The sequence below is a fragment of the Micromonospora sp. NPDC003197 genome (assembly GCF_053590565.1).
On sequence record NZ_JBSFTE010000036.1, the window covers coordinates 43,149 to 64,699 of the forward strand.

The window sequence follows — 21,551 nt, forward strand, 5'->3', positions numbered from 1 at the left end:
CGCGATGTCGAAGGATCTGGGCATGAAGCGGTTGCTGGTGCTCGTACTGTGCCTCGTCCTGCTACCCATCTCCCCGGCCCAGGCCGGCAGCACCATCCGCAACCCGCTCAACGGCAGCGCTGACCCCACGCTCACCTACTTCAACGGCAACTACTACCTGGCCACCACCCTCGGCAACCGGATCGGGATGTGGCGATCGCCCACCCTCGCCGGCCTCGCCACCGCGCCCGAGACAACGGTGTTCCGCGATCCTGACGCCAGTCGCAACAAGCAGGTCTGGGCACCGGGGCTCTACCGCTTCGACGGGCGCTGGTACATCTACTACACGGCCAGCGACGGCGTCGATGCCAACCACCGGATGTACGTGATCGAGTCCGCCGGTGACGACCCGCTGGGTCCGTACCACTTCAAGGCCCGCATCGCCGACCACGGCGAGTACGCCATCGACGGTGAGCCGTTCATGCACAACGGCCGGCGCTACTTCGCGTGGAGCGGCCCCGGACGCGGCATGGGCGGACCGGCGCAGATCTATCTACAGGCGATGAACACCCCGTGGTCGACCACCGGATCCCGGGTCGCGCTACCGGCCAGCGGCGGCTGCACCGAGGTACGCGAGGGCGCGGTCAGCCTGCGCGGATCGGGCCGTACGTTCCTGGTGTATTCGACCTGCGACACCGGCAAGCCCGACTACCAGTTGTGGATGAGGTCCATCGCCGACGGCCGCGATCCGCTGGTGCCCGGCAACTGGGTGCAACACGCCGGTCCGGTGTTCTGGCGTAACGACACGGCCGGCGTGTTCGGTCCGGGGCACAACGGGTTCTTCAAGTCACCCGACGGCACCGAGGACTGGATCGTCTACCACGGCAAGACCACGTCGGAGTACACCTACGACGGCCGGACCACCCGGGCGCAGAAGTTCACCTGGAACGCCGACGGCACGCCGAACTTCGGTCGGCCGCTCGCCCTGTCGGCCATGGTCGTACCGCCGTCCGGCGATCCGTGGGCCAGCCAGGACCCGGGCGCGGCGCGCGGCTACGTCGCGGGCGACGAGAAGCAGTACTTCGACCGTACGCCCGATGGGTCCCTGGGCCACTGGTGGCAGCAGCCCGACGGGACGTTACGCCACGACACCTGGGCCGGCGGCCCGATCGCCGGGCGGCCCAGCGGCTTCCGGTACGGCGCCGAGCAGCACGCCTTCGCCCGTACCCCGGATGGTCGGCTCCGGCACTTCTGGTGGACCCCCGGCATCGGTCCCCGGTCCGAGGACTGGGGTGCGGGGTTGGCCGGGGACCCGACCGGCATGGTCAGCGCCAACGGCCAGAAGCACGTCTTCGGTCGCGCGCCCAACGGCACCCTCGCGCACTGGTGGCAGGAGTCGGACGGCACGGTACGCCGCGACAACTGGGGTGGCAGCCTGGTCGGCACCCCCACCGCGTACGCCTTCGGCGACGAGCAGCACATCTTCGCGCGCGGTACGGACAACTCGCTGCGGCACTACTACTGGTATCCGGAGATCCCCAACAACCTGCCCGCCCTGGACAACTGGGGAGCGGTCGGCACGGTGCACTCCGATCCCACCGGCTTCGCCTTCGGCCGGCAGCAGCACGTGTTCTACCGCACCGCCAACGGCAGCGTGGAGCACCGGTTCTTCGACCACGGCGAGTGGAAGGTCTACACCGAGAACTGGGGCGGCAACCTGGCCGGTGCGCCGTACGCGTTCCGGCACGGACAGACCCAGCACGTGTACGGTCGGGGCGTCGACGGCGCACTCTGGCACCTCTGGTGGCAGCCGGGTACGTCTGTACAGGCGCAGAACCTCGGCGGCACGCTCACCAGCGACCCGGTCGGCATCGCCTTTCGGGGCGAACAGCACGTGTTCAGTCGGTCGGCCAGCGGCGGCCTGCAAACCCACCTCGGCACCACGGTGACGGCCTGGCCAGGAGGCCAGATCGCACCGTGACCCAGACGACATCGGTCGGCGACCGGCGTAGTCATGATCCAAATATGGGCGTGCCTGCCGCGATGACGAGCACATAAGGTCGGGACATGCTTGAGTCCCAACGTGAAGCCGTGCCGCGCAATGACGGTGGCGAGCTTGATACCGCCCGTGCTTTCTTGTCCTTCGCCCGGTCCTGCGTGCTGAAGAAGGTCGCGGGCTTGAGCGAGGAGCAGCTGCGGCGCCGCCTGGTCGTCTCCGACACCACACTGCTGGGCCTGGTCCAGCACCTGACCGATGCCGAACGGTACTGGTTCGACTACACGTTCGCCGGTAACCCGCGCTACGCCGATGTCGACTTCGACATGGTGGTCGATCCGGACCGGTCCCCGGAGCAGATCATCGCCGACTATCGGGCCGCAATTGCCGAGAGCGACGCCCACATCAGCGCAGCCGCTGGCCCGGACGTCCGCACCGCGCAGCCGGTCGATGACTCGCCTCGTACGCTTCGCTGGGTGCTCGCCCACATGACGACCGAGACCACCCGGCATGCCGGCCACGCCGACATCCTGCGGGAGCTTGTCGACGGTGCCACCGGCCGGTAGGAGGTCGCGACTTGAGGTCGTCGTCTCCGGCCGGCGGAGACCACGTGCCCGGTGGGTCGTTTCCGGGGTAGCCGCACCACCCGGCGGATCACTGTCGCAGGCGGAACCCGCCGTCGCTGGTGATGACCTGTCCGACGATCCACCGCCCGGCATCCGTGGCGAGCCAGCCGATCAACCGGGCGGGATCGGCTGGCTCGCCGAAGCGCCCGAACGGGGTGGCCCGGATGGTCGCCAGGAGTTCGTCCAACGGGCGGTCGGCCGCCTCCGGGTCGAGATATCCGGTGTTCACCGGCCCCGGGTTCACCGTGTTCAGGATGATTCCGCGGGCCAGCAGTTCGCTGGCGACGGTGGCGGTCAGCCCGGCGAGCGCTGCCTTGCTGGCCGCGTAGGCGACCTCGCCGGGCATCGGCCCGTCCTGCTGGCCCGACGTCATCCAGAACACCCGTCCGGTGGCGTGCTCGTCGACCGACCCGGCGGCCCCGGCCCGCTCACCGGGTCGCGTCGGTTGACGTGCCGCGATCCGGGAATTGGTATCGCCGAAGCGGTCAGCGAAGGCCTTGGTGAGCAGGATGGTCGACCGCGTGTTCACCTGCCAGTGCCCGTCGAGCAGGTCGGCGGTCATGTCCGCCAGTGCCCCGTCACCGCCACTGCGCGCGTGGTTGCAGACCAGGATGTCCAGCCGTCCGGTGAGGCCGTACGCCGCTTCCACCAGTGGTGTGATCGCGCCCGCATCGGCGAGGTCGACGCTCCGGTCGCCGAAAGCGGCGTCCGGGTGCTGCCGGGCGACGATTCCGGCGCGTACCCGGTCGAGGTCGTCCTCGCCCCACGGCTGGTTCCGGTCGTGCGGGGCGTAGTGCTGGACGAAGATGCTCGCGCCGAGTTCCGCCAGGTGCGCGGCGATGCCGTAGCCGATTCCCCGACGACGGGACACCCCGGTGACGAGTGCGGTCTTGCCAAGGAGGGGGAGTGGGGCGGTCGACATCGGGCAATTATCTTCGACACCGACCTGCTGATGAACTTGCTGATCGCTGGATTGACGGTCAGCTTCGCGATCGGAGCACCGCCGAGTGGCTTTGTGTTAGTGGGCCCAACTGATGGTGCGGCGGGTCCGCTCGTAGTCCTTGACCAACTCCGCGTCGATCTGTTCGCTCCTGGTCTCGGTGAGCACCACGGTAGCCGTACGCCACTGGCGGGTCTCGATCATCCGGGCCCGCAGCCCGGCCGGCGGGTGGGAGGCGAACAGGGACACGTCGTCACGTACCGACAGTTGCCGCAGGTGGGCACCGAAGAGCAGCCGGGAGAGCACCGACTGCAGCATGTCGCCGATGACTCCGACAAATCCCACGCCGTCCCCTCCGCCGACGGTGTCGATCGGTCGGACCAGGTCGGCGGCTGAGCCGAGCATGGTGAACGCTGGTTGGGTGAGCAGCCCGCGCCGGATGTCGCCGTTGACGAAGTGTCCCAGTTCGTGGCCGAGCAACGCGACCCGCTCCTGCGGCCCGAGTGAACCCCACAGCGGTAGGCCGAGACAGAGCACCCGGCGTCGCCGTAGTCCGACCGAGGTGGCGTACGCGTTGAAGGTGTTGTCGACCGCCACCACATCCGGTCGGGGTGCGCCCACCGCCGTCGCCACCTCATCGATGAGTTGGTGTAGCGCCGGGGCCTGGTCCCGGGGCAGCACGTCGAGCAGCGGATCGAGCTTACCGAGGCGGGGCCGTAGCGCGATGGCCAAGCCGAGTGCGGCGACCCCGAACACGGTCGCCAACGAGGGGAACCGGTATGTCACCAGCCAGCCGCCGCCGACCGCGAGCGCCACGACACCCGCGACTAGCAGCAGTGAAACCGTCACCGTCGTGATCCGGGCCAGATTCAGCCGGGGACGGTCGAGGCTTTGCTCGGCCAGTTCGGTGAACTGTCGGCGGGTCAGCCGGTAGGCGAGTTGGTGGGTCCGTCGGTCGACCCAGCGCCAGCCGAATTCGGGGGCGCGGTGGTTCGGGTCGTACCGATCGAGGTTCCACTCGCATCGGGGACACCAGGGGATGGCCCCGCGGATGGAGACGGTCGCCGAGGAGCAACGTGCGCATGTCGAGGTGTCGTCTCGTGCGGCTGTCACAGGTGGGTGCACGGGGGCAGATGATGCCGTATTTGCTCCTCTCGGCGACACCACCCGTTTGTATGCTTGCCGGCTGGCGGATCGGAAGAACCGGCCGTCGGACCGAGGACCGGTGGTGTTGCCGAAAAATTGTTTTCCCAGGTCCGACTATCGGTCGGCGACCGATGCTGGGGACGATTACGCAGGTAAATCCGTTGCTGTACAACGGGATTCCGACATTCGACGCAGTTCGCGGAAACCCCGCAGGTCAGGGTAGGAGCGGGTCTACTGTGGAAGCGGCGCCGACTATTTGCGCGAATCGGTAGCGCGCCGTCGATTTGCGGTGCACAGTGATCCCATGAGCGACAGCGGAAGTGGTGCACGGTACTTCTGGTGCCTACGACACCACCAGGTCGAGACGGACGCAAACGTGTGTCCCGCGAAGTACGTCTTCGGCCCGTACGCCTCAGCCACCGACGCGGAGAACGCGCTGCAACTCGTGCAGGAGCGTAACGAGGCGTGGGAAACCGAGGACGCCCGCTGGGCCGGGGAGGAGAGGTAGACCGACGTGGCGAGGGTCCGCGTCGAGGAACTCCGTGGTCTCCGTCGGGGAGACGACCGAGAGCATGTCCCGCAAGGAGGGAACCCAGATGGCCGAAGCAACTAAGGCCACCACCCGGCCGGCTGCCAGACCCACCGGCGCCCGGAAGACCACCGGGGCCAAGAAGGCGCCGATGAAGCGGTCCACGGCGGCCAAGAAGACCGCTACCGCGACCAAGCGGGCCACCGGGGCGACCGCCGCCAAGACCCCCGCCCGGAAGAAGGCGACGACCGCCCGTACCGCCAGCAAGACGGCGCCGATCACCGCCCGAAAGACCGCCAAGAAGGCACCGGCGAAGAAGGCGACCACCGCGAAGTCGACGGCGGCCAAGAAGGCTGCGGCGAAGCGGACCGTGGCGAAGAAGACGACGGCGGCGCAGTCGGCGGCGAAGCAGGCGGGGGCCAAGAAGGCGACCGCCAGGAAGACCATCGCGAAGAAGACGACGACCGCGAAGACGGCGGCGAAGAAGACGACGACCGCGAAGTCGACAGCGGCCAAGAAGGCGGCAGCGAAGAAGACGACGTCGACACGGCCGGCGGCCCGCAAGACCACGACGGCGAAGAAGGCTCCGGCGAGGAAGGCGACGACCGCGAAGTCGACCTCGACCCGCAAGACGGCCGCCGCGAAGGCGACCGGAACGGCGCGTACGACGGCGGCGAAGAAGACCACCGCGCGGAAGTCGACCGCCGGTACGGTGTCGGCCCGGAAACTGACCGGCCGGAAGACGCCGACCAAGCAGGTCACCGCCCGGCAGTCGCCGGCGAAGAAGGCCGCCCGGGTCGCGGCCCGCAAGACCACCCGCTGACCCGGGGTACGCGCACCGGCCGACCGAACAGGGTCGGCCGGTGCGGTGTCTTGGCGGATCCCACACCCCCCACCGGTCACGTTGGTTTGCGAGGATGACCGTCATGGCATACGACGCGAGTTCCCTGCCCGACGTGTCCGGGCTGACCGTGGGCATCATCGGCGGCACCGGCGACCAGGGCCGAGGGCTTGCCTACCGGTTCGCCCGGGCCGGACAGACCGTACTGGTGGGTTCCCGGACGGCCCCGCGCGCGGAGCAGGCGGCACAGGAAATCGCCGCGCTCCCCGGCGTACCGGCCGGCGCCACCGTCTCCGGCGCGGACAACATCGAGGTGGCGTCCCGGGCCGACGTGGTCATCGTCGCGGTGCCGTGGGACGGGCACGCCGCCACCCTCGCCGCCCTGCGCGAGCCACTGGCCGGCAAGGTGGTCGTCGACTGCGTCAACCCGCTCGGCTTCGACGGCCAGGGGCCGTACGCGTTGCGGGTCGACGAGGGCAGCGCGGTGCAGCAGGCCGCCGCCCTGCTGCCCGAGTCCCGGGTGTGCGCGGCGTTCAACCACGTCAGCGCCCCGCTGCTGGCCGACCCGACGATCGACCGGATCGACCTCGACGTGCTGATCTGCACCGAGGAGCGGGAACTGGTGGGGATCGTGGGCGGCCTGGCCGCGCTGATTCCCGGCATGCGCGGCATCTACGCCGGCCGGCTGCGCAACGCCCACCAGATCGAGGCGTTCACCGCCAACCTGATCGCCATCAACAAGCGCTACAAGGCGCACGCCGGTATCCGGGTCACCGATCTCTGACGGTGTACGGATCCTGAGCTGGCGGTCAGCCGCCGCTGCCGGCTGCCCGTAGCGGGCAGTCGGTGCCGACGCGCGCCGCCAGCTCGGCCCGTAGGGCGGTCAGCTCGGCGATCCGCGCGTCGACGACCGTGATCTTGTCGGCGAAGAGTGCCGACAACGCCGTCGCCGAATCGGGGGCGTCGCGCAGTTCCTCGCCATGCCGGGCGATCTCCGACAGCGAGAACCCGAGGGCCTGTGCCGTACGCACGTAGTGCAGCCAGGGCACCATCTCCGGGGAAAAGTCCCGGTAGCCGTTGGCCAGGCGCGCGCCCGCGACGAGGCCGACCTTCTCGTAGAACCGGATGGTGTCTGTGCTCAGGCCCGCCTGGGCGGCCAGCTCTCCGATCCGCATGAGGCTCCGATCCGCATGAGGCTCCGATCCGCATGAGGCTCTCAAGCCGAGCGGGGCTCCGCTGGCTTGCGGACTTGACCTTGGAGCTTACTTCAAGGTTTACGTTCGTCGGCGTCGACCGCCAGAGCGGCGGTCCCGTCAGCCCGGCAAGGAGCCCCGCTGTGGTCAACCGACTCGCCCCCGCCAGCCCTGCCTACCTGCGCGTAGTCCGCGCCAGCGCCTGGTACGACCTCGTGGTCACGATCGGGTTCGCGACTCCCTGGAGCTACCTGCTGGTGCACGGCGTCCTACAGACCCTCGGCGACGTGCTGGGGCTGGGCAGTCTGCCGACTCCGGAACCGATGCTGACGTTGTACGCGAACCTCATGGGCTCGGTCGTGGTCGTCTGGGCGCTGCTGCGCATCCTCCGGCCGGTGCCGCTGCACGGGCTGCTCGACGGCATCGCGCGTACGTTGTTCGCGATGTGGCAGGCGTACGCGCTGGCGAACGGCGGGACGCGGGTGCTGTGGTTCTTCCTCGTCGTAGAGGTGGGGTTCGGGGTAGCTCAGCTCGTGCCTTTGCTGGGCCGCCGCCGGGCAGCGGCGGCACTCAGCGCCTAGCAGGTTTCTCAGAAGGTGTGCTCGGCGGCGGGGAACTGGCCGTCGCGTACCTCGTCGGCGTAACGGCGGGTGGCGTCGGTGAGTATTCCGGCCAGGTCGGCGTACCGCTTGACGAACCGGGGTGCCTTGCCGCCGCGCAGCCCCGCCATGTCCTGCCAGACCAGCACCTGCGCGTCGGTGTCCGCACCGGCACCGATACCCACCGTCGGGATCGGCACCTCGTGGGTGACCCGCTTGGCCACCTCACCCGGCACCATCTCCAGCACCACCGCGAAGGCGCCCGCCTCGACCACCGCCTGCGCGTCGGCGAGTACGTCCGCAGCGGCCTCGCCCCGGCCCTGCACCCGGTAGCCGCCGATGGTGTGCTCCCGCTGCGGTGTGAACCCGATGTGCGCCATTACCGGGATGCCGGCACCGGTGATGGCCGCGATCTGCGCCGCGAAACGCCGACCGCCCTCCAGCTTCACCGCGTGGCAGCCGCCCTCCTTCATGAACCGCACCGCCGTGCGCAGCGCCTGGGTCGGTCCCTCCTCGTACGAGCCGAACGGCAGGTCACCGACGACCAGCGTCTGCTTCGTCGCCCGTACCACCGCCCGGACCAGCGGCAGCAGGTCCTCTACGGTCACCGGCACCGTGGTCTCGTAGCCGAAGACGTTGTTGGCCGCCGAGTCGCCGACCAGCAGCACCGGGATCCCCGCCTGGTCGAAGATCGAGGCCGTGTACTGGTCGTACGAGGTGAGCATCGCCCAGCGCTCGCCGCGCTCCTTGGCGGCGAGCAGGTCACGGGTGCGTACCCGCCGGGTCGCCGGCCCGCCGTACAGCGTCGGCACCTCGGCGGGTGCGGGGGTGATCCCTGACTCGGACATGTGGAACTCCTCTCGCCTCGAGGCCGCGTTCGCGGTCCCCGGGTTCTGCGCCGATCGTCGCACCGCATCGGCCGGACAGGGCAGAGTCGAGTGGAAGTTCTCACAACCCGATCGAAACGCCGACGATCAGACCGGCGATGGTCAGACCGGCGACGGTCAGGAGCCGTGCTCGCGCCACCGGTTGGTGATGGGCAGTCGCCGGTCCCGACCGAACGCCTTGATCGAGGTCTTGGTGCCGGGGGCCGACTGGCGACGCTTGTATTCGGCGAGGTCGACCATGCGCAGCACCCGGTCCACCACCGCCGGATCGTGTCCGGCCGCGATCAGCCCCTCCCGGCCCAGGTCGCCGTCGACGTAGCCGATCAGGATCGGGTCGAGTTCCGAGTATTCCGGCAGGGTGTCGCTGTCGAGCTGGCCGGGGCTCAGCTCGGCGCTGGGCGGCTTGCCGATCGAGCTCTCCGGGATCGGCGGCTGCTCGCCGCGCCGGGTCGCATCCTCGTTGCGCCACCGGGCCAGCTTCCAGACCAGCGTCTTCCACACGTCCTTGATCGGGTTGAAGCCGCCCACCGAGTCGCCGTAGAGGGTGGAGTAGCCGACCGCCAGTTCGCTCTTGTTGCCGGTGGTGAGGACGAGATGCCCCTCCTGGTTCGACAGCGCCATCAGCAGCACGCCGCGTACCCGGGCCTGAAGGTTCTCCACCGCCACCCCGGCCAGCGACAGGTTGGCCAGGAAGCTGTCCACCATCGGCTGGATCGGCTCCACCCGGTAGTCCAGCCCGGTGCGTTCGGCCAGGTCGGCGGCGTCGCTGCGGGAATGCTCCGACGAGTGCTGGCTCGGCAACGACACCCCGACCACCCGCTCGGGGCCGAGCGCGTCCACCGCGATGGCCGCCACGACCGCCGAGTCGATGCCGCCGGAGAGTCCGAGCACCACGGAGGGAAAGCCGTTCTTGTTGACGTAGTCGCGTAGGCCGACCACCAGCGCCTGCCAGATTTCGGCCTCGTCGGTGACCGGCTTCTCGACCATGCCGATGGCCGGCGGTCCCGCCGGAGCGGGCAGCGCTGCGGTGACCGGGATCCGGGCGATCCGCATCCCGGCCGGATCGTCGGCCGGCGGCTCCTCGGTGGCCGGGCGCGCGACGTCCGCCGCCGGCAGCTCCACATCGTGTACGACCAGCTGCTCGATGAATCGGGGTGCCCGGGTCAGCAGCGTCCCGTCCGGCGCGACGATTATCGAGTCACCGTCGAAGACCAGCTCGTCCTGTCCGCCGACCAGGTTGACGTACGCCACGGTGGCCCCGGCCTCGGCGGCCCGGCGACGTACCAGCGGCAGTCGTACGTCGTCCTTGTTCAGCTCGTACGGCGAGCCGTTGACGCTGATGACCAGGCCGACACCGGCCCGGCGGGCGGCGGTGAACGGGCCGCCGGCCTGCCAGATGTCCTCACAGATGGTCAGCGCGACGTCCACCTCGCCGACACGGATCACGGTCAGCGTGTCGCCGGGGGTGAAGTAGCGGTCCTCGTCGAAGACGCCGTAGTTGGGCAGGTGGTGCTTGAAGTAGGTGGCCACCACCCGGCCGGCGTGCAGTACGGCCAGCGCGTTGCGCGGCCCCTTGCCCGCCACGGACCGGACGCTGTCCGCAGGCGGACCGTCAGCGTCGAGGTAGCCGACCAGCACCGGCACCTCGCCCAGCCCGTCGGCGGCCAGGTCGGTGGCGAGCTGGTGCACGGCGTTGCGGGAGGCGGTCACGAAGGACTCCCGGAAGACCAGGTCCTCCACCGGGTAACCGGTCAACGTCATCTCGGGGAAGGCGACGAGTTGTGCGCCCGCGTCCGCAGCGGTACGGGTCCACCGGCGGACCAGTTCGGCGTTACCGGACAGATCACCCACGGTCGTGTTGACCTGGGCGAGAGCGAGGCGCAAGGTCGGCATCACCTCATCTTGCCGTACGTGATCCGACCCGGCAGTTCGGAGTCGGCGCTGCCGGTTTCCGACCCGGCAGGCGCGGAGTCGGGCCCGGCAGCGCGGAGTCGGGCCCGGCGGCGGCTTGCCCCCGTACAGTGGTGCCGGGTGTGGCCGGCGTAACGTCGGCGTAATCAGGGCGGTGGAGACTGGGCGGTCAAGCTGCCCGACGCTCACCACCCCCCGGTCGGAGGTGAGCGCCCGGCCGGTCTGGTACGAGCAGAATGTCACGAGGGGTGGAAGTGGACCGTCAGCAGGAGTTCGTGCTCCGTACGCTGGAGGAACGGGACATCCGTTTCGTTCGGCTGTGGTTCACCGACGTGCTGGGCACGCTGAAGAGCGTCTCGGTGGCGCCGGCCGAGTTGGAGGCCGCGTTCGCCGAGGGCATTGGTTTCGACGGCTCCGCCATCGAGGGCTTCGCCCGAGTCTTCGAATCCGACATGGTCGCCATGCCCGATCCGACCACCTTCCAGGTCTTTCCGTTCGAGGGTGGGGTCAGCGGCGAGAGCGCCCGGATGTTCTGCGACATCCTGCTCCCCGACGGTAGCCCCTCCTGGGCTGACCCTCGGCACGTGCTGCGCCGGGCGCTGTCCCGGGCCGCCGAGAAGGGGTTCACCTTCTACACCCATCCCGAGATCGAGTTCTTCCTGTTGGAGGACGGCCCCACCGACGGGTCGGTCCCGGTGCCGGTCGACGCCGGCGGCTACTTCGAGCACACCACGCACGCCGTCGCTCGGGACTTCCGCCGGCAGGCGGTGCTGGCGTTGGAGCGGATCGGCATCTCGGTGGAATACAGCCACCACGAGGTGGCCCCCGGCCAGCAGGAGATCGACCTGCGCTACGCCGACGCGCTCACCACCGCCGACAACATCATGACGTTCCGGCACGTGGTCAAGGAGGTGGCGCTCTCGCACGGCGTACGGGCCTCGTTCATGCCCAAGCCCTTCACCGACCAGCCGGGCAGTGGCATGCACACCCACCTGTCGCTCTTCGAGGGGGAGCGCAACGCGTTCCACGACGCCAGCGACCCGATGAAACTCTCCAAGGTCGGCCGGGCGTTCATCGCTGGGCTGCTCACTCACGCCCGGGAATACACCGCGGTCACCAACCAGTGGGTCAACTCCTACAAGCGGCTCTTCCCGCAGGCGCTGCCGGACCGGATCACCGAGTCCCCGGCGTACGTCTGCTGGGGGCACCTCAACCGCTCGGCGCTGGTGCGGGTGCCGGCGTACGGCAAGCCCAACTCGGCCCGGGTGGAGGTCCGCTCGCTCGACGCGGCCGCCAACCCCTACCTGGCCTACGCGGTGATGCTCGGTGCCGGGCTCAAGGGCATCGAGGAGGGCTACGAGCTGCCGCCGGGGGCCGAGGACGACGTGTGGTCGCTGTCCAACGCCGAGCGCAAGGCGATGGGGTACGAGTCGCTGCCGGAGGACCTGGCCGAGGCGATCGACGTGATGGCCGGCTCGGAGCTGGTGGCCGAGGTGCTCGGCGAGCACGTCTTCGACTTCTTCCTGCGTAACAAGCGCTCCGAGTGGGAGCAGTACCGCCGGGTGGTCACCCCGTACGAGCGGGAGCGCTATCTGGCACTCTGAGCCGATGTTCGCTATCCCTCTCGGCGATGACGCCGTACTGCGCCCCCTCGAACCGTGGCAGGCCGAAGAGTTCGCGGCCAACCTTGACCGGGCCCGGGAGCACATCGCTCCCTGGGTGGGGCCGAGTTTCGTGGCCACCGGTGTGGCCGGGGCCCGTGAAGTCCTACAGCGGTACGCGGACAAGCAGGCCAAGGATGACGCCCGGATCTACGGGATCTGGCTGGACGGGGTGCTTGTCGGCGGCACGCTCTTCGTCTCGGTGAACGCGGCGGCCGGGGTGTGCGAGGTCGGCTGCTGGCTGGAACCGGCCGCCGAAGGCCGGGGGTTGATCACCCAGGCGGTCAGCCACATGATCGACTGGGCGGTCGAGGTGCGGGGCATCACCCGGGTCGAGTGGGTGACCAAGTCGGCCAACACCCGCAGCCGGAACGTCGCCAAGCGGTTGGGCATGAGCCTGGACGGGGTGCTGCGGCAGTCCGTGCCGGCCGACGCGAGTGGCGTACGGGCGGATCAGGAGGTCTGGTCGGTGCTCGCCGACGAGTGGCGTAGCAGCAGGAAGTAGTCGGTGCGGTATCCCGCCGGATACCGCCCTAGGGAGTAGCCACGCCACCGGGTAATACCTGAGAACTACGCGGAACTGTGGTCCGCAGCGGGACGCCGACCAGGGCTGATGATCCATAACGTCGGTACCGAAGAGCACGACTGACTTTCGGTACCGGAAGGATCTCCCATGGCGTCCCGCACTCGTACCGGCCGCTGGCGTCGTCTGCTGTGCTCCGCGTTCGTCGCCGCTTCGGTGACGGTGCCGATGGTGGGCGCGGCCCGTCCCGGGGCGGTCCCGGCGCCCACGCCGCTGGCCGTTGCGCCGTTGCGTGCCGGGGTGTGCGCCGATATCGCCGACCGGTACACCGTCAACCTTGACGGCATCCGAGCAGCCGAGCGGATGTCGGCCGAGCACGGCGACCGGAGTCGGGCTGCGGTGCTGCGTACCCTGGCGGACCCGACGCGGCAGTTCCTGTCCTTCGACGGCCGCGACGGCGGCCGCGTGGTGGAGGTCTTCGGGGACCTGTGCCGGGCCGAGCGGATTGCCGTGCTGGTCCCGGGCGCGGACACCAATCTGGACAGTTACCAGCGGCTTCCGGCCGACGCCGAGGTGCTACACCGGGAGTTGGGCAGCCGGGGCGCCGTTCTCGCCTGGCTCGGCTACCGGACACCGGCGACGATCAGCCCACAGGTATTGACGCCAGGGCGGGCCGCCGACGGCGCTGCGGAACTGCGTACGTTCATCCGGGAGCTGGGCGTCGCCGCGCCGGACGCGCGGGTCGCCCTGGTCTGCCACTCCTACGGGACCGTGGTCTGCGCCCAGGCCGCGCCCGGACTGCAAGTCACGGATATCGTCCTGTACGGCAGCCCCGGCACCGGGGTCGACGATGTCGCCGAGTTGCAGACCTCGGCCACTGTCTGGGCGGGCCGCAGCGCCGGTGACTGGATCGGCAACGTGCCGCACCAGCGGCTCCGGCTGCCCTTCGCCACCATCGGGCTCGGCACCGACCCCGTATCGCCACGGTTCGGTGCCCGGATCTTCGCGGCGGGCGACGGCGGCCACAGCGACTACCTGAAACCGGGCTCGGTGCCGTTGCGCAGCATCGCCCAGATCGTCGCCGGGGAAGGCCCGGCCGAGGAGCGGGACGATGCGTGACCTCGTACGGCGGATCGCGGCCGCCACCCCACCGGACCGGGACCGGGCCGTCGACGCGCTACGCGCGCTCGCCATCTGCGGGGTGGTGCTGGGCCACTGGCTGGTGACCGCCCTGGTCAGCGACAGCGGCACCGTGTACGGGGCCAGCCCGCTACAGCACCTGCCCGGGTTCACCCCGGTCTCCTGGCTGCTCCAGACCCTGGCGGTCTTCTTTCTGGTGGGCGGGCAGGTGGCGGCGCGAAGCTATGCCGGAACCAACGCCCGAGGCATGCCATACCGGCGTTGGCTCGGTACGCGGATGACGCGGCTGTTCCGTCCGGTCGTCGTCGTGCTGGTGGTGTGGACCGTGGCGGCGGGAGCGCTGCTCGCGACCGGGGTGCCGCTGGCGACCGTACGGACCCTGGTCGGGCTGGTGCTGTCTCCGTTGTGGTTCCTGCTGGTCTTCGCGGCGCTGACCGCGTTGACCCCGCTGGTCGTACGGCTGCACCCGGGGTGGCCGCTGGTCGTGGTGGCGAGTGTCGACGTGGCCCGGCTCGTCCTCGGTGGACCGGACTGGCTCGGCTGGATCAATCTGCTGGCCGGCTGGCTGGTGCCGTACTGCCTGGGTGCGGCCTGGGCGCGGGACCGGCTGCGGAGCCGCGTGACTGGCTGGGCGTTGCTGCTCGGCGGGGCCGCCGCCACCGCCGTACTGGTCCGCTGGGCGGGCTATCCGGCGGCGATGGTGGGGGTGCCGGGCGAGGGCTTCTCCAACCTCAACCCGCCGAGCCTCGCCGCCGTCACCTTCGGGCTGGCTCAGTGCGGTGCGGCGCTGCTGCTGATCGACCCGCTGCGGCGGATGCTGCGGCGTCCAGCCGCCTGGGCCGGGGTGGCGCTGGTGAACCTCTCCGCGATGACGATCTTCCTGTGGCACCAGACGGCGATGACCGCGGTGACCACACTCGGTCTGCTCGCCGGCTGGCCGTTGCCCGGCCTGCACACCGTGCCCGACGGGGTGGGCTGGGTGGTCGCCCGGCTGGCCTGGCTGCCGCTGTTCGCGGTGGCCCTGCTGGTCTGCTGGGCGGCGTTCCACCGGCACGAGCGCGGCACCCGGGTTGTGGCAGTCAGCCGGTGACGACCGCCGGGTGCCGGCAGCGAAGGCACCCCGGCTGGTCGTACGAATCCGATCGGGTTCATTCCGTGTGCGACGTGCCCTCCAGGTGCCGCTCAAGGAAGCGGGTCTGACCGCCGCCCAGGGTGAGCTCGGCCAGCAGAGGGCGACCCAGGGGGGCACCGGTGCCGGCCCCGACACGTCTGGTGTGCGTGCCGATCCGCCAGGACCACTCCACCCAGCCGTTGCCGTCCGCCCGCTTCGTACCCAGTCCGCTGGCCCTGCTCCGACGTCCACTGGGGTAGGTCACCTTGAGGTCGCAGGTTGCCCCGGACTGGGTCCTGGCCAGGACCCGGCAATGGCTGCCGATGAAGGCCTGGCCGATGGCCGCTCCGTCGAAGACGAGGATGTTGAGCGTGCGGATGACACCACCCATGTGTTTGACCGCCGCACGTTCGAACGAGTCGCTCGGCCCGTTGCCCGCGAAGTGCAGTCCCACGGCGCGGTTGGTGGTCAGCTCCAGCCAGATCGAACCGGAGTCGCCGGGCAGGCTCATCTGCCCACTGGCCGGCCGGGAGGTGTCCGGTACGACGGTGAAGCCGCCGCTGTTCATCCCGTCGATGATGCCCCAGGTCACTCCGCTGCCGAGTCCGGACTTGACCACCTTCATGCCCAGGCGTGCCTCCGTCCATCCGGTGACGACATCCAGGCCGTAGACATCGAGCCCCCACCCCCGGTTCCCGATGTGGCACACCGCGCAGTCCAGCGCCTGATCCGACGCCAGCACGGTGCCCAGAATGCTGGGCGGGTCGTTGGTGCCCGGCTGTGAGACGAGGTCGCCCGCCACTGCCGGCGTACGGACCATCACGTGATGATTGGACAGGGCCAGGGGACGCAGGCTGTCCCGATGCAGCACGATCATTCCGAGCGTGCCCGCTCCAGCGCTGTTCACATTCATGATCTGCACTCCACCCCCCACCGGGTTGTGCAGAACGTTGCGAGCCAGCTGCGGAACCGGGTTGAACTGGATCACGTCGACCGGTACCCCGTCGAGTTCCTCGGGCACCCGGTCGGCGACCGGCAGCCTGCGCAGGGGTTGCTTCCGGTCGACGTGCACCCGCAACGCGAGCCGGCCGGTGGGTTGGCCGTCCTTGAGTTCGTATCCCATGTCGACCTGATGGACGTGGGGCAGGGCCAGCAGTTGTTTACGGTGCTTTCGGAGCAGTCGTTCCAACCGCTTCTGCTCGTCCGCTGGAACACTCTCGACGTCCATGGCTACCTCGCAGCGCCGACCGGGGCGACCGCCATTGCGCGACGCCCCAAAGAGCAGCGTAAAACCGACCTGTCCGCCTCGGCTTCAGGTTGCGGAAACTACGAACTCCACGGCTAACCAGTGACGACCGCGACGATTCGGGTACCGGGGGCGAAAACCCCCCGGGCAGCCAGGTCGAAGATGCCGAACATCATTTTGGCGACGTAGATCCGGTCCAGCCCCAGGCCATGCCGTTCGGTGAACTCGCGGGCGAACTCCGTCAGCTGCGGAGTCGTTTTGGCGTAGCCGCCGCCGTGGTAGCCGTACTCGATGTGCCAGTTGCCGGTGCGGTGGCCGTACGTCTGCTCCTGGAGCCGGAGGACCTCACCGGCCAGGAACTCGCCCCCCTTTAGCGCCGAGAAACCGATCGCCCGCTGGTCCGGGCCGAGCCCGGCGGCGATCCCCGCCAGGGTGCCGCCGGTGCCGACGGCACAGCAGACGACGTCGAAGTCCGCGTCGATCTCGGCCGGTAGTTCGGCGCAGCCGCGTACCGCCAGCGGATTGCTGCCGCCCTCGGGGAGCAGATAGAACCGGCCCCAGTCCCGCCGCAGGGCGTCGACCACCGCCGGGGTGTGTTTGCTGCGGTAGGTGGTCCGGTCCAGGTAGGTGAGCCGCATGCCCCGGCTGGTCGCGTACGTCAGCGACGGGTTCAGCGGCAGATGCTCCTCGCCCCGGATCACCCCGATCGTGGCGAAGCCGAAATGGTGCCCGGCGGCAGCGGTGGCCCGGATGTGGTGGGAGTACGCCCCACCGAAGGTCAACAACGTGTGGTGGCCCTGCTCAGCGGCTGCACTGAGGTTGTACTTCAGCTTCCGCCACTTGTTGCCCGGCAACTCGGGATGGATCAGGTCGTCCCGCTTGACCAGCAGCCGGACCCCGGCCGAGGTCAGCCGGTCGTCGGCGAGTTCGACCAGGGGAGAGGGCAGCCGGAGCGGGATCGTCGTCGGGAGCGGCTCGCCGGGATGCACCCGTACAGCCTGCCGGAGACAGCGCCGCCCACCCGCCGCAGGGGGACTGCGGTGGGTGGGCGGCACCAGCCGGCTCACTCGCCGGTCGTACCCTCCGGGGTGTCCGTCGGCTCGTCGGCCGGAGCCTCCCGGTCACCGGGGCCGCCGGGGCCACCCGGGCCGTGGCCGTGGCCGCGGCCGCCGGGTCCGTCGGCACCGGGCAGCACGCCCGCCTCGTACGCCTTGACGATGGCGTCGGCCTGCTCCTGGGTGAGCTTGCCGTCCTCGACCGCCTGGTCCAGCCGCTCCTTGAGCTTGGCCTGTGCGTCGGCCTTGTCCTCGTCGGAGGGCTGCTTCCGCTCGTCGCGCTTCTCCTGCGCGTCGGCCTTGTGCTCCTCGCGAAGCTTGGTCAGCGCGGCCTCGACCTGGTCCTGCGAGACGCCCAACTCCTCGGCGAGCGACTTGGCGAACTCGCTCTGCCGCTCGGTCCGGCGCTGCTCGTTCTTGTCACCCTCGGTAGTGCTGCTGGACGTCGACGGCTTCGGCGTCGCGCTGTCGCCGTCCTGCGCGAATGCCAGGGTCGGCGCGGCCACACCTACAGCGAGTACGCCTGCCGTGGCCAGCCCGGCGAGGGCGTTCTTCTTCGAAAAGAGCCTAGACATCAAGCCTCCATGGTTACTTACCGTGTCGGACTCGATCGACGATGGCGCGCTGAACTGTGTCGTGGCCATGCCGTGCCTGTCAGCCACCTGAAAATCTTGGTGTTAGGAAGGGCCCCTTCCTATCGCTTTTTGTATAGGAAGGGGCCCTTCCTAACACCTGTTGCTCCGTACCGGCATGCTTGTCGCTGGATGTCACCTATCCACCCCGGATCGTCGCCATCGATGAATTGCACCGTTGGAGGCAGTACGTGCCCAAGACGCTCAGTTACGCCGATGCCGTCCGGTTGCTGGGTGGGCAGTCGAGCAGGGTGGTCAGCGCCCTCGACACGCTGACCGGCGGGGCCATGCTCGGCATCTCGGTCGCCGCCCCGGCCGTACTGAGTTTGTTCGACGCGCGGGTGGAGTTCATCCGGCTCAGCCACGAGCTGGTCCGCGGCCTCTCCGAGCGGCGCGCCGGCCTGTCCCGGTACGGCCGGACCGAGCGCTTGGCGGCAGCACACCGGATCATCGTGGTCACCGCCTTCTTCGAGGCGCTGGCCGAGGCGGAGTTGCCGTTCCGGTTCACGGACCTGGCGCTGACCAAGCAGGAACAGGCGGCAATCGCCGGGGCGCGCGGGGACGACCAGCCCCTGATGTGGGCGTTCTTCGCCGGGGGCGTGCCGATGCCCGGACCACAGCAGCCGTACGAGCAGTTCCGGTCCGCGCTCGACGGCTACTACCGTTCCGTCAGCGACCGGCTGGGGACCTTCGTGACCGGGCTGGCCGCCTGGGACCGGCTGAGCCACACTGGCCGGGCCGGTTTCCACGATGCCCTCGACGGGCTCCCCGATCGGGCGGCGGAACGCCACCACGAACTGTTCGGCCGACTCGCCAGTGACTTCCCCGAGGTGGCGTTCTGGGCCGCGCTGCGCGAGCACGAGGGCACCCGAGCCGAGGTACGTCAGCTCGCCACCTCATTCGTCGGACTTGAGCGGCTACTGACCGGCATTTCCACCGGCACGCTGCCCGACGCCCGGCGGGCTGGGCTGGCCCGGGCGTACGCGGCGGCACTGGACCGGCCGATCATTGCCTCCGGCGAGGTGCCGCAGGGGTTGCAGGTGCCCACGCTCGGTGAGGCGTACCTGCCACCGCTGTGCCGGGTCGTCGAGGTGGGGCCGGGTGCCCGGCCGAGCGACGAGAGCTGGTGGGCCGACCAGCCGGTCCGGGACGACCTGCCGGAATTCCTGACCGGATACCTCACCACCCCGGGGGCGACCCGCGCCCCGCTGCTGGTGCTCGGCCAGCCCGGCTCCGGCAAGTCGGTGCTCACCCGGGTGCTCGCGGCCCGCCTGCCGGCGGCCGACTTCCTGCCGGTCCGGGTGGTGCTGCGCGACGTGCCGGCCGCCGCCGATCTGCAGGACCAGATCGAGTACGCCGTGCGCGACGCCACCGGCGAACGCCTGGACTGGCCGGCGCTGGCCCGTTCGGCGGGGGATGCTCTGCCGGTGGTGCTGCTCGACGGCTTCGACGAGTTGTTGCAGGCCACCGGGGTTAGCCAGACCGACTACCTGGCCCGGGTGGCGACGTTCCAGCGACGGGAGTCCGACCAGGGGCGGCCGGTGGTGGTCGTGGTGACCAGCCGGACCAGCGTCGCCGACCGGGCCCAGCCACCGAAGGGTACGGTCGCGATCCGGTTGGAGCCGTTCGACCAGACCCGGATTGCGGGCTGGCTGGACACCTGGAACAAGGCCAACCAGGCCTATTTCGACGCCTGTGGAGTGCAGCCGCTGGAGTTGCCGACCGTACTGGCCCATCGGGAGTTGGCCGCGCAACCGCTGCTGCTGCTGATGTTGGCGCTCTACGACGTCGACGGCAACGCGCTGCGCTCGGCCAGGCTGCTGCGCCAGGACGAACTCTATGAACGGCTGCTGCGCCGGTTCGCCCGTCGGGAGGTGACCAAGCACCGGCCTGGGCTGCCCGAGCGAGAGTTGGACCGGGCCGTCGAGGAGGAGTTGCGCCGACTGTCGGTGGTCGCCTTCGCCATGTTCAACCGCAATGCGCAATGGGTCACCGAAGCACAGTTGGAAGCCGACCTGGCGACGCTCTTCGGCGCCCCGGCAACGGCGGCCACCGCCGCCGATCTGCGGGCACCGTTGCGCCCCGCCGAGATCGTGCTCGGCCGGTTCTTCTTCGTACACCGGGCGCAGGCTTCCCGCGACGACAGCCGACTGGAGACGTACGAGTTTCTGCACGCCACCTTCGGCGAGTTCCTGGTGGCCCGGCTGGTCTGGCAGGCGCTGGCCGACCTGATGGCCCGCGAGGCGGCAGCCACCATGTCGTTCGGCGGCGGCCCGGTCGACGACGACCTGCTACACGCCCTGTTGTCGTACGCGGTGCTCAGTAACCGGGCACCGACGGTCGGTTTCCTCACCGCGTTCGCTACCTGGCTGGATGGTGAGCGGCGGGTCGCCCTGACCGACCTGCTGGCCCGACTGTTCCAGGGCGCACACCACTCCCGGACCTCCCGCCGGTACGACAGCTATCAGCCCCGGCTGCTGCCGGTGCCGGCCCGACATGCCGCCTACAGTGCCAACCTGATGCTGCTCGCGGTCTGCGTTGCCGGCATGCTGACCGGCGGCACGCTGTATCCGGGACGGAATGTGGTGCCCTGCTGGCACCGGGAGACCCTGCTCTGGCAGTCCCAGCTGACCGGGGAGGACTGGAACAGCCTGGTGGACATCCTGGTCCTCGACCGGCTCTGGACCGACGACGGTAGCCGGGACATTGCGCTCAGTCTCATCGCTGACCCGGAACAGTTCGACGTCCCACCGGTCGATCCCTGTTGGACGTACGACATGGCAGCACCAGCACCGGGAAGCGTTGACTTTCTCCGCCCCGGACAGTCATGGGAAAACCTGACACGTAAGGCGTATTTCCGGTGCGGGATCGACGACGACGTGCTGATACATGCCCTGGATCCTGCGGCAGCCCTGCCGTTGGGGATCAACTATTTCGTCAACGCACCCGAGTCGTCGGCCACGTCGGTGTTGCATGAGGTGGTCGCGTTCGTGATGTCGCCGCTGACCGCCAGCACGGTGCTCGACCGGCAGCGTACCTACCTGCGTGGTGCCAAAATCTTGAACCTTCCGTGGCGTGACACCGAGTCCCGACAGTGGGTCGTCGGTCTCCTCCTCGACCGGCTCGCCAGCGACTCGGAGATTTCGGCAGATGTCGCCGTGCAGGTCATCGAATCGGCTCATCGTAGGTGGCTGGGCAGCGGGCAGATGGTCGAGCGACTGCTGCGTTGCGCACTGGTTTTTCTCGGGCGGGATCGGGCGGCAGACAGTCTCCTTGGCCAGATGTCGCTCCTTTGTCTCACGCACAACCATTCCGAGATCGATGGGCGCCTCGCTGCCGAGGTGGTGGTGCGGCTGGCGGAGGTGCGGGTCCCCGTCGAGGCAGACGGCGGCGAGGGAGCGGCATTGCCCGCGGAGCTGGCGACCAAGATCTTGGTGGACCATCCGGAGTTGAGGGCGCGTTACGAGCAACTCGTACGAGGTGCGGAGCACCAGGCGTTGACCCGTAACGCCGAGCGGGTGGATTGACTTTCGCTG

Annotated in this window: 19 protein-coding genes; 11 read left to right on the plus strand and 8 right to left on the minus strand. The window is 69.5% G+C overall.

The annotated features are described in order from the left end of the window. Positions 1-22: 22 nt before the first annotated feature. Both ACWDV4_RS28060 and ACWDV4_RS28065 read left to right on the plus strand, forming a co-directional pair. Positions 23-1,960, plus strand: coding sequence for a family 43 glycosylhydrolase (locus tag ACWDV4_RS28060; RefSeq protein WP_449984737.1), 1,938 nt, complete (start codon positions 23-25; stop codon positions 1,958-1,960). Between the two features lie 86 nt (positions 1,961-2,046). Then, positions 2,047-2,541: a DinB family protein gene (locus ACWDV4_RS28065; RefSeq protein WP_449984739.1), complete on the plus strand. Its 495-nt coding sequence runs from the start codon at positions 2,047-2,049 to the stop codon at positions 2,539-2,541. Positions 2,542-2,629: 88 nt separating this feature from the next. On the opposite strand, the gene ACWDV4_RS28070 is transcribed toward ACWDV4_RS28065, so the two are convergent. Both ACWDV4_RS28070 and ACWDV4_RS28075 read right to left on the minus strand, forming a co-directional pair. Beyond that, positions 2,630-3,523, minus strand: coding sequence for an SDR family oxidoreductase (locus ACWDV4_RS28070; protein WP_449984742.1), 894 nt, complete (start codon positions 3,521-3,523; stop codon positions 2,630-2,632). 96 nt (positions 3,524-3,619) lie between these two features. Then, the gene (locus ACWDV4_RS28075; protein ID WP_449984745.1) at positions 3,620-4,666 is read right to left on the minus strand and encodes a M48 family metallopeptidase; all 1,047 of its coding nucleotides are present in this window, start codon (positions 4,664-4,666) and stop codon (positions 3,620-3,622) included. Positions 4,667-4,991: 325 nt separating this feature from the next. On the opposite strand from ACWDV4_RS28075, the gene ACWDV4_RS28080 reads away from it, so the two are divergent. From ACWDV4_RS28080 to npdG, 3 genes are all read left to right on the plus strand, one after another. After that, complete coding sequence (locus ACWDV4_RS28080) at positions 4,992-5,195, plus strand: hypothetical protein (protein WP_449984748.1); 204 nt, start codon at positions 4,992-4,994, stop codon at positions 5,193-5,195. 88 nt (positions 5,196-5,283) lie between these two features. Next, the gene (locus ACWDV4_RS28085; RefSeq protein ID WP_449984749.1) at positions 5,284-6,039 is read left to right on the plus strand and encodes a hypothetical protein; all 756 of its coding nucleotides are present in this window, start codon (positions 5,284-5,286) and stop codon (positions 6,037-6,039) included. A gap of 103 nt (positions 6,040-6,142) precedes the next feature. Beyond that, positions 6,143-6,841: an NADPH-dependent F420 reductase gene (gene npdG / locus ACWDV4_RS28090; RefSeq protein ID WP_449984752.1), complete on the plus strand. Its 699-nt coding sequence runs from the start codon at positions 6,143-6,145 to the stop codon at positions 6,839-6,841. A 25-nt stretch (positions 6,842-6,866) separates the two neighbouring features. On the opposite strand, the gene ACWDV4_RS28095 is transcribed toward npdG, so the two are convergent. Beyond that, the gene (locus tag ACWDV4_RS28095) at positions 6,867-7,232 is read right to left on the minus strand and encodes a MerR family transcriptional regulator (RefSeq protein WP_449984755.1); all 366 of its coding nucleotides are present in this window, start codon (positions 7,230-7,232) and stop codon (positions 6,867-6,869) included. A gap of 161 nt (positions 7,233-7,393) precedes the next feature. Between ACWDV4_RS28095 and ACWDV4_RS28100 the strand changes: the two genes are divergently transcribed. After that, on the plus strand, positions 7,394-7,831 hold the full coding sequence (locus ACWDV4_RS28100) for a hypothetical protein (RefSeq protein WP_449984757.1): 438 nt from the start codon (positions 7,394-7,396) through the stop codon (positions 7,829-7,831). Between the two features lie 8 nt (positions 7,832-7,839). On the opposite strand, the gene panB is transcribed toward ACWDV4_RS28100, so the two are convergent. Together panB and ACWDV4_RS28110 are read right to left on the minus strand one after the other, a co-directional pair. Further along, positions 7,840-8,697 (minus strand): 3-methyl-2-oxobutanoate hydroxymethyltransferase, encoded by an 858-nt coding sequence (gene panB, locus ACWDV4_RS28105; RefSeq protein WP_449984759.1) that lies wholly within the window; start codon positions 8,695-8,697, stop codon positions 7,840-7,842. A 156-nt stretch (positions 8,698-8,853) separates the two neighbouring features. Then, the gene (locus tag ACWDV4_RS28110) at positions 8,854-10,629 is read right to left on the minus strand and encodes an NAD+ synthase (protein WP_449984761.1); all 1,776 of its coding nucleotides are present in this window, start codon (positions 10,627-10,629) and stop codon (positions 8,854-8,856) included. Between the two features lie 272 nt (positions 10,630-10,901). On the opposite strand from ACWDV4_RS28110, the gene glnA reads away from it, so the two are divergent. From glnA to ACWDV4_RS28130, 4 genes are all read left to right on the plus strand, one after another. After that, positions 10,902-12,251: a type I glutamate--ammonia ligase gene (glnA, locus tag ACWDV4_RS28115; protein WP_449984764.1), complete on the plus strand. Its 1,350-nt coding sequence runs from the start codon at positions 10,902-10,904 to the stop codon at positions 12,249-12,251. A gap of 4 nt (positions 12,252-12,255) precedes the next feature. Further along, positions 12,256-12,813, plus strand: a complete 558-nt coding sequence (locus ACWDV4_RS28120; RefSeq protein WP_449984766.1) for a GNAT family N-acetyltransferase — start codon at positions 12,256-12,258, stop codon at positions 12,811-12,813. A 168-nt stretch (positions 12,814-12,981) separates the two neighbouring features. Then, positions 12,982-13,950, plus strand: coding sequence for an alpha/beta hydrolase (locus ACWDV4_RS28125; RefSeq protein WP_449984769.1), 969 nt, complete (start codon positions 12,982-12,984; stop codon positions 13,948-13,950). Beyond that, a complete protein-coding gene (locus ACWDV4_RS28130; RefSeq protein ID WP_449984771.1) occupies positions 13,943-15,061 on the plus strand; it encodes an acyltransferase family protein in 1,119 nt (372 codons plus the stop codon). Before ACWDV4_RS28125 ends, ACWDV4_RS28130 begins: the two co-directional genes overlap by 8 nt. Positions 15,062-15,119: 58 nt before the next feature. Here ACWDV4_RS28130 and ACWDV4_RS28135 read toward each other — a convergent pair whose 3' ends face one another. The 3 genes from ACWDV4_RS28135 to ACWDV4_RS28145 form a co-directional block, all read right to left on the minus strand. After that, positions 15,120-16,310, minus strand: a complete 1,191-nt coding sequence (locus ACWDV4_RS28135) for a hypothetical protein (protein WP_449984773.1) — start codon at positions 16,308-16,310, stop codon at positions 15,120-15,122. Between the two features lie 113 nt (positions 16,311-16,423). Next, complete coding sequence (locus ACWDV4_RS28140) at positions 16,424-17,317, minus strand: 1-aminocyclopropane-1-carboxylate deaminase/D-cysteine desulfhydrase (RefSeq protein WP_449984776.1); 894 nt, start codon at positions 17,315-17,317, stop codon at positions 16,424-16,426. A gap of 74 nt (positions 17,318-17,391) precedes the next feature. After that, positions 17,392-17,958: a hypothetical protein gene (locus tag ACWDV4_RS28145; RefSeq protein ID WP_449984779.1), complete on the minus strand. Its 567-nt coding sequence runs from the start codon at positions 17,956-17,958 to the stop codon at positions 17,392-17,394. Between the two features lie 248 nt (positions 17,959-18,206). Between ACWDV4_RS28145 and ACWDV4_RS28150 the strand changes: the two genes are divergently transcribed. Next, entirely contained in the window at positions 18,207-21,542 is a 3,336-nt protein-coding gene (locus ACWDV4_RS28150) for an NACHT domain-containing protein (RefSeq protein WP_449984782.1), read from the plus strand. Positions 21,543-21,551 lie beyond the last annotated feature (9 nt).

Coding starts and splice junctions, on each gene's coding strand:
- ACWDV4_RS28145 (WP_449984779.1), bottom strand. CDS start 17,958: ATGTCTAGGCTCTTTTCGAAGAAGAACGCCCTCGCCGGGCTGGCCACG.
- ACWDV4_RS28095 (WP_449984755.1), bottom strand. CDS start 7,232: ATGCGGATCGGAGAGCTGGCCGCCCAGGCGGGCCTGAGCACAGACACC.
- ACWDV4_RS28130 (WP_449984771.1), top strand. CDS start 13,943: ATGCGTGACCTCGTACGGCGGATCGCGGCCGCCACCCCACCGGACCGG.
- npdG (WP_449984752.1), top strand. CDS start 6,143: ATGGCATACGACGCGAGTTCCCTGCCCGACGTGTCCGGGCTGACCGTG.
- ACWDV4_RS28135 (WP_449984773.1), bottom strand. CDS start 16,310: ATGGACGTCGAGAGTGTTCCAGCGGACGAGCAGAAGCGGTTGGAACGA.
- ACWDV4_RS28110 (WP_449984761.1), bottom strand. CDS start 10,629: ATGCCGACCTTGCGCCTCGCTCTCGCCCAGGTCAACACGACCGTGGGT.
- ACWDV4_RS28085 (WP_449984749.1), top strand. CDS start 5,284: ATGGCCGAAGCAACTAAGGCCACCACCCGGCCGGCTGCCAGACCCACC.
- ACWDV4_RS28120 (WP_449984766.1), top strand. CDS start 12,256: ATGTTCGCTATCCCTCTCGGCGATGACGCCGTACTGCGCCCCCTCGAA.
- ACWDV4_RS28125 (WP_449984769.1), top strand. CDS start 12,982: ATGGCGTCCCGCACTCGTACCGGCCGCTGGCGTCGTCTGCTGTGCTCC.
- ACWDV4_RS28060 (WP_449984737.1), top strand. CDS start 23: ATGAAGCGGTTGCTGGTGCTCGTACTGTGCCTCGTCCTGCTACCCATC.
- ACWDV4_RS28065 (WP_449984739.1), top strand. CDS start 2,047: ATGCTTGAGTCCCAACGTGAAGCCGTGCCGCGCAATGACGGTGGCGAG.
- ACWDV4_RS28070 (WP_449984742.1), bottom strand. CDS start 3,523: ATGTCGACCGCCCCACTCCCCCTCCTTGGCAAGACCGCACTCGTCACC.
- panB (WP_449984759.1), bottom strand. CDS start 8,697: ATGTCCGAGTCAGGGATCACCCCCGCACCCGCCGAGGTGCCGACGCTG.
- ACWDV4_RS28080 (WP_449984748.1), top strand. CDS start 4,992: ATGAGCGACAGCGGAAGTGGTGCACGGTACTTCTGGTGCCTACGACAC.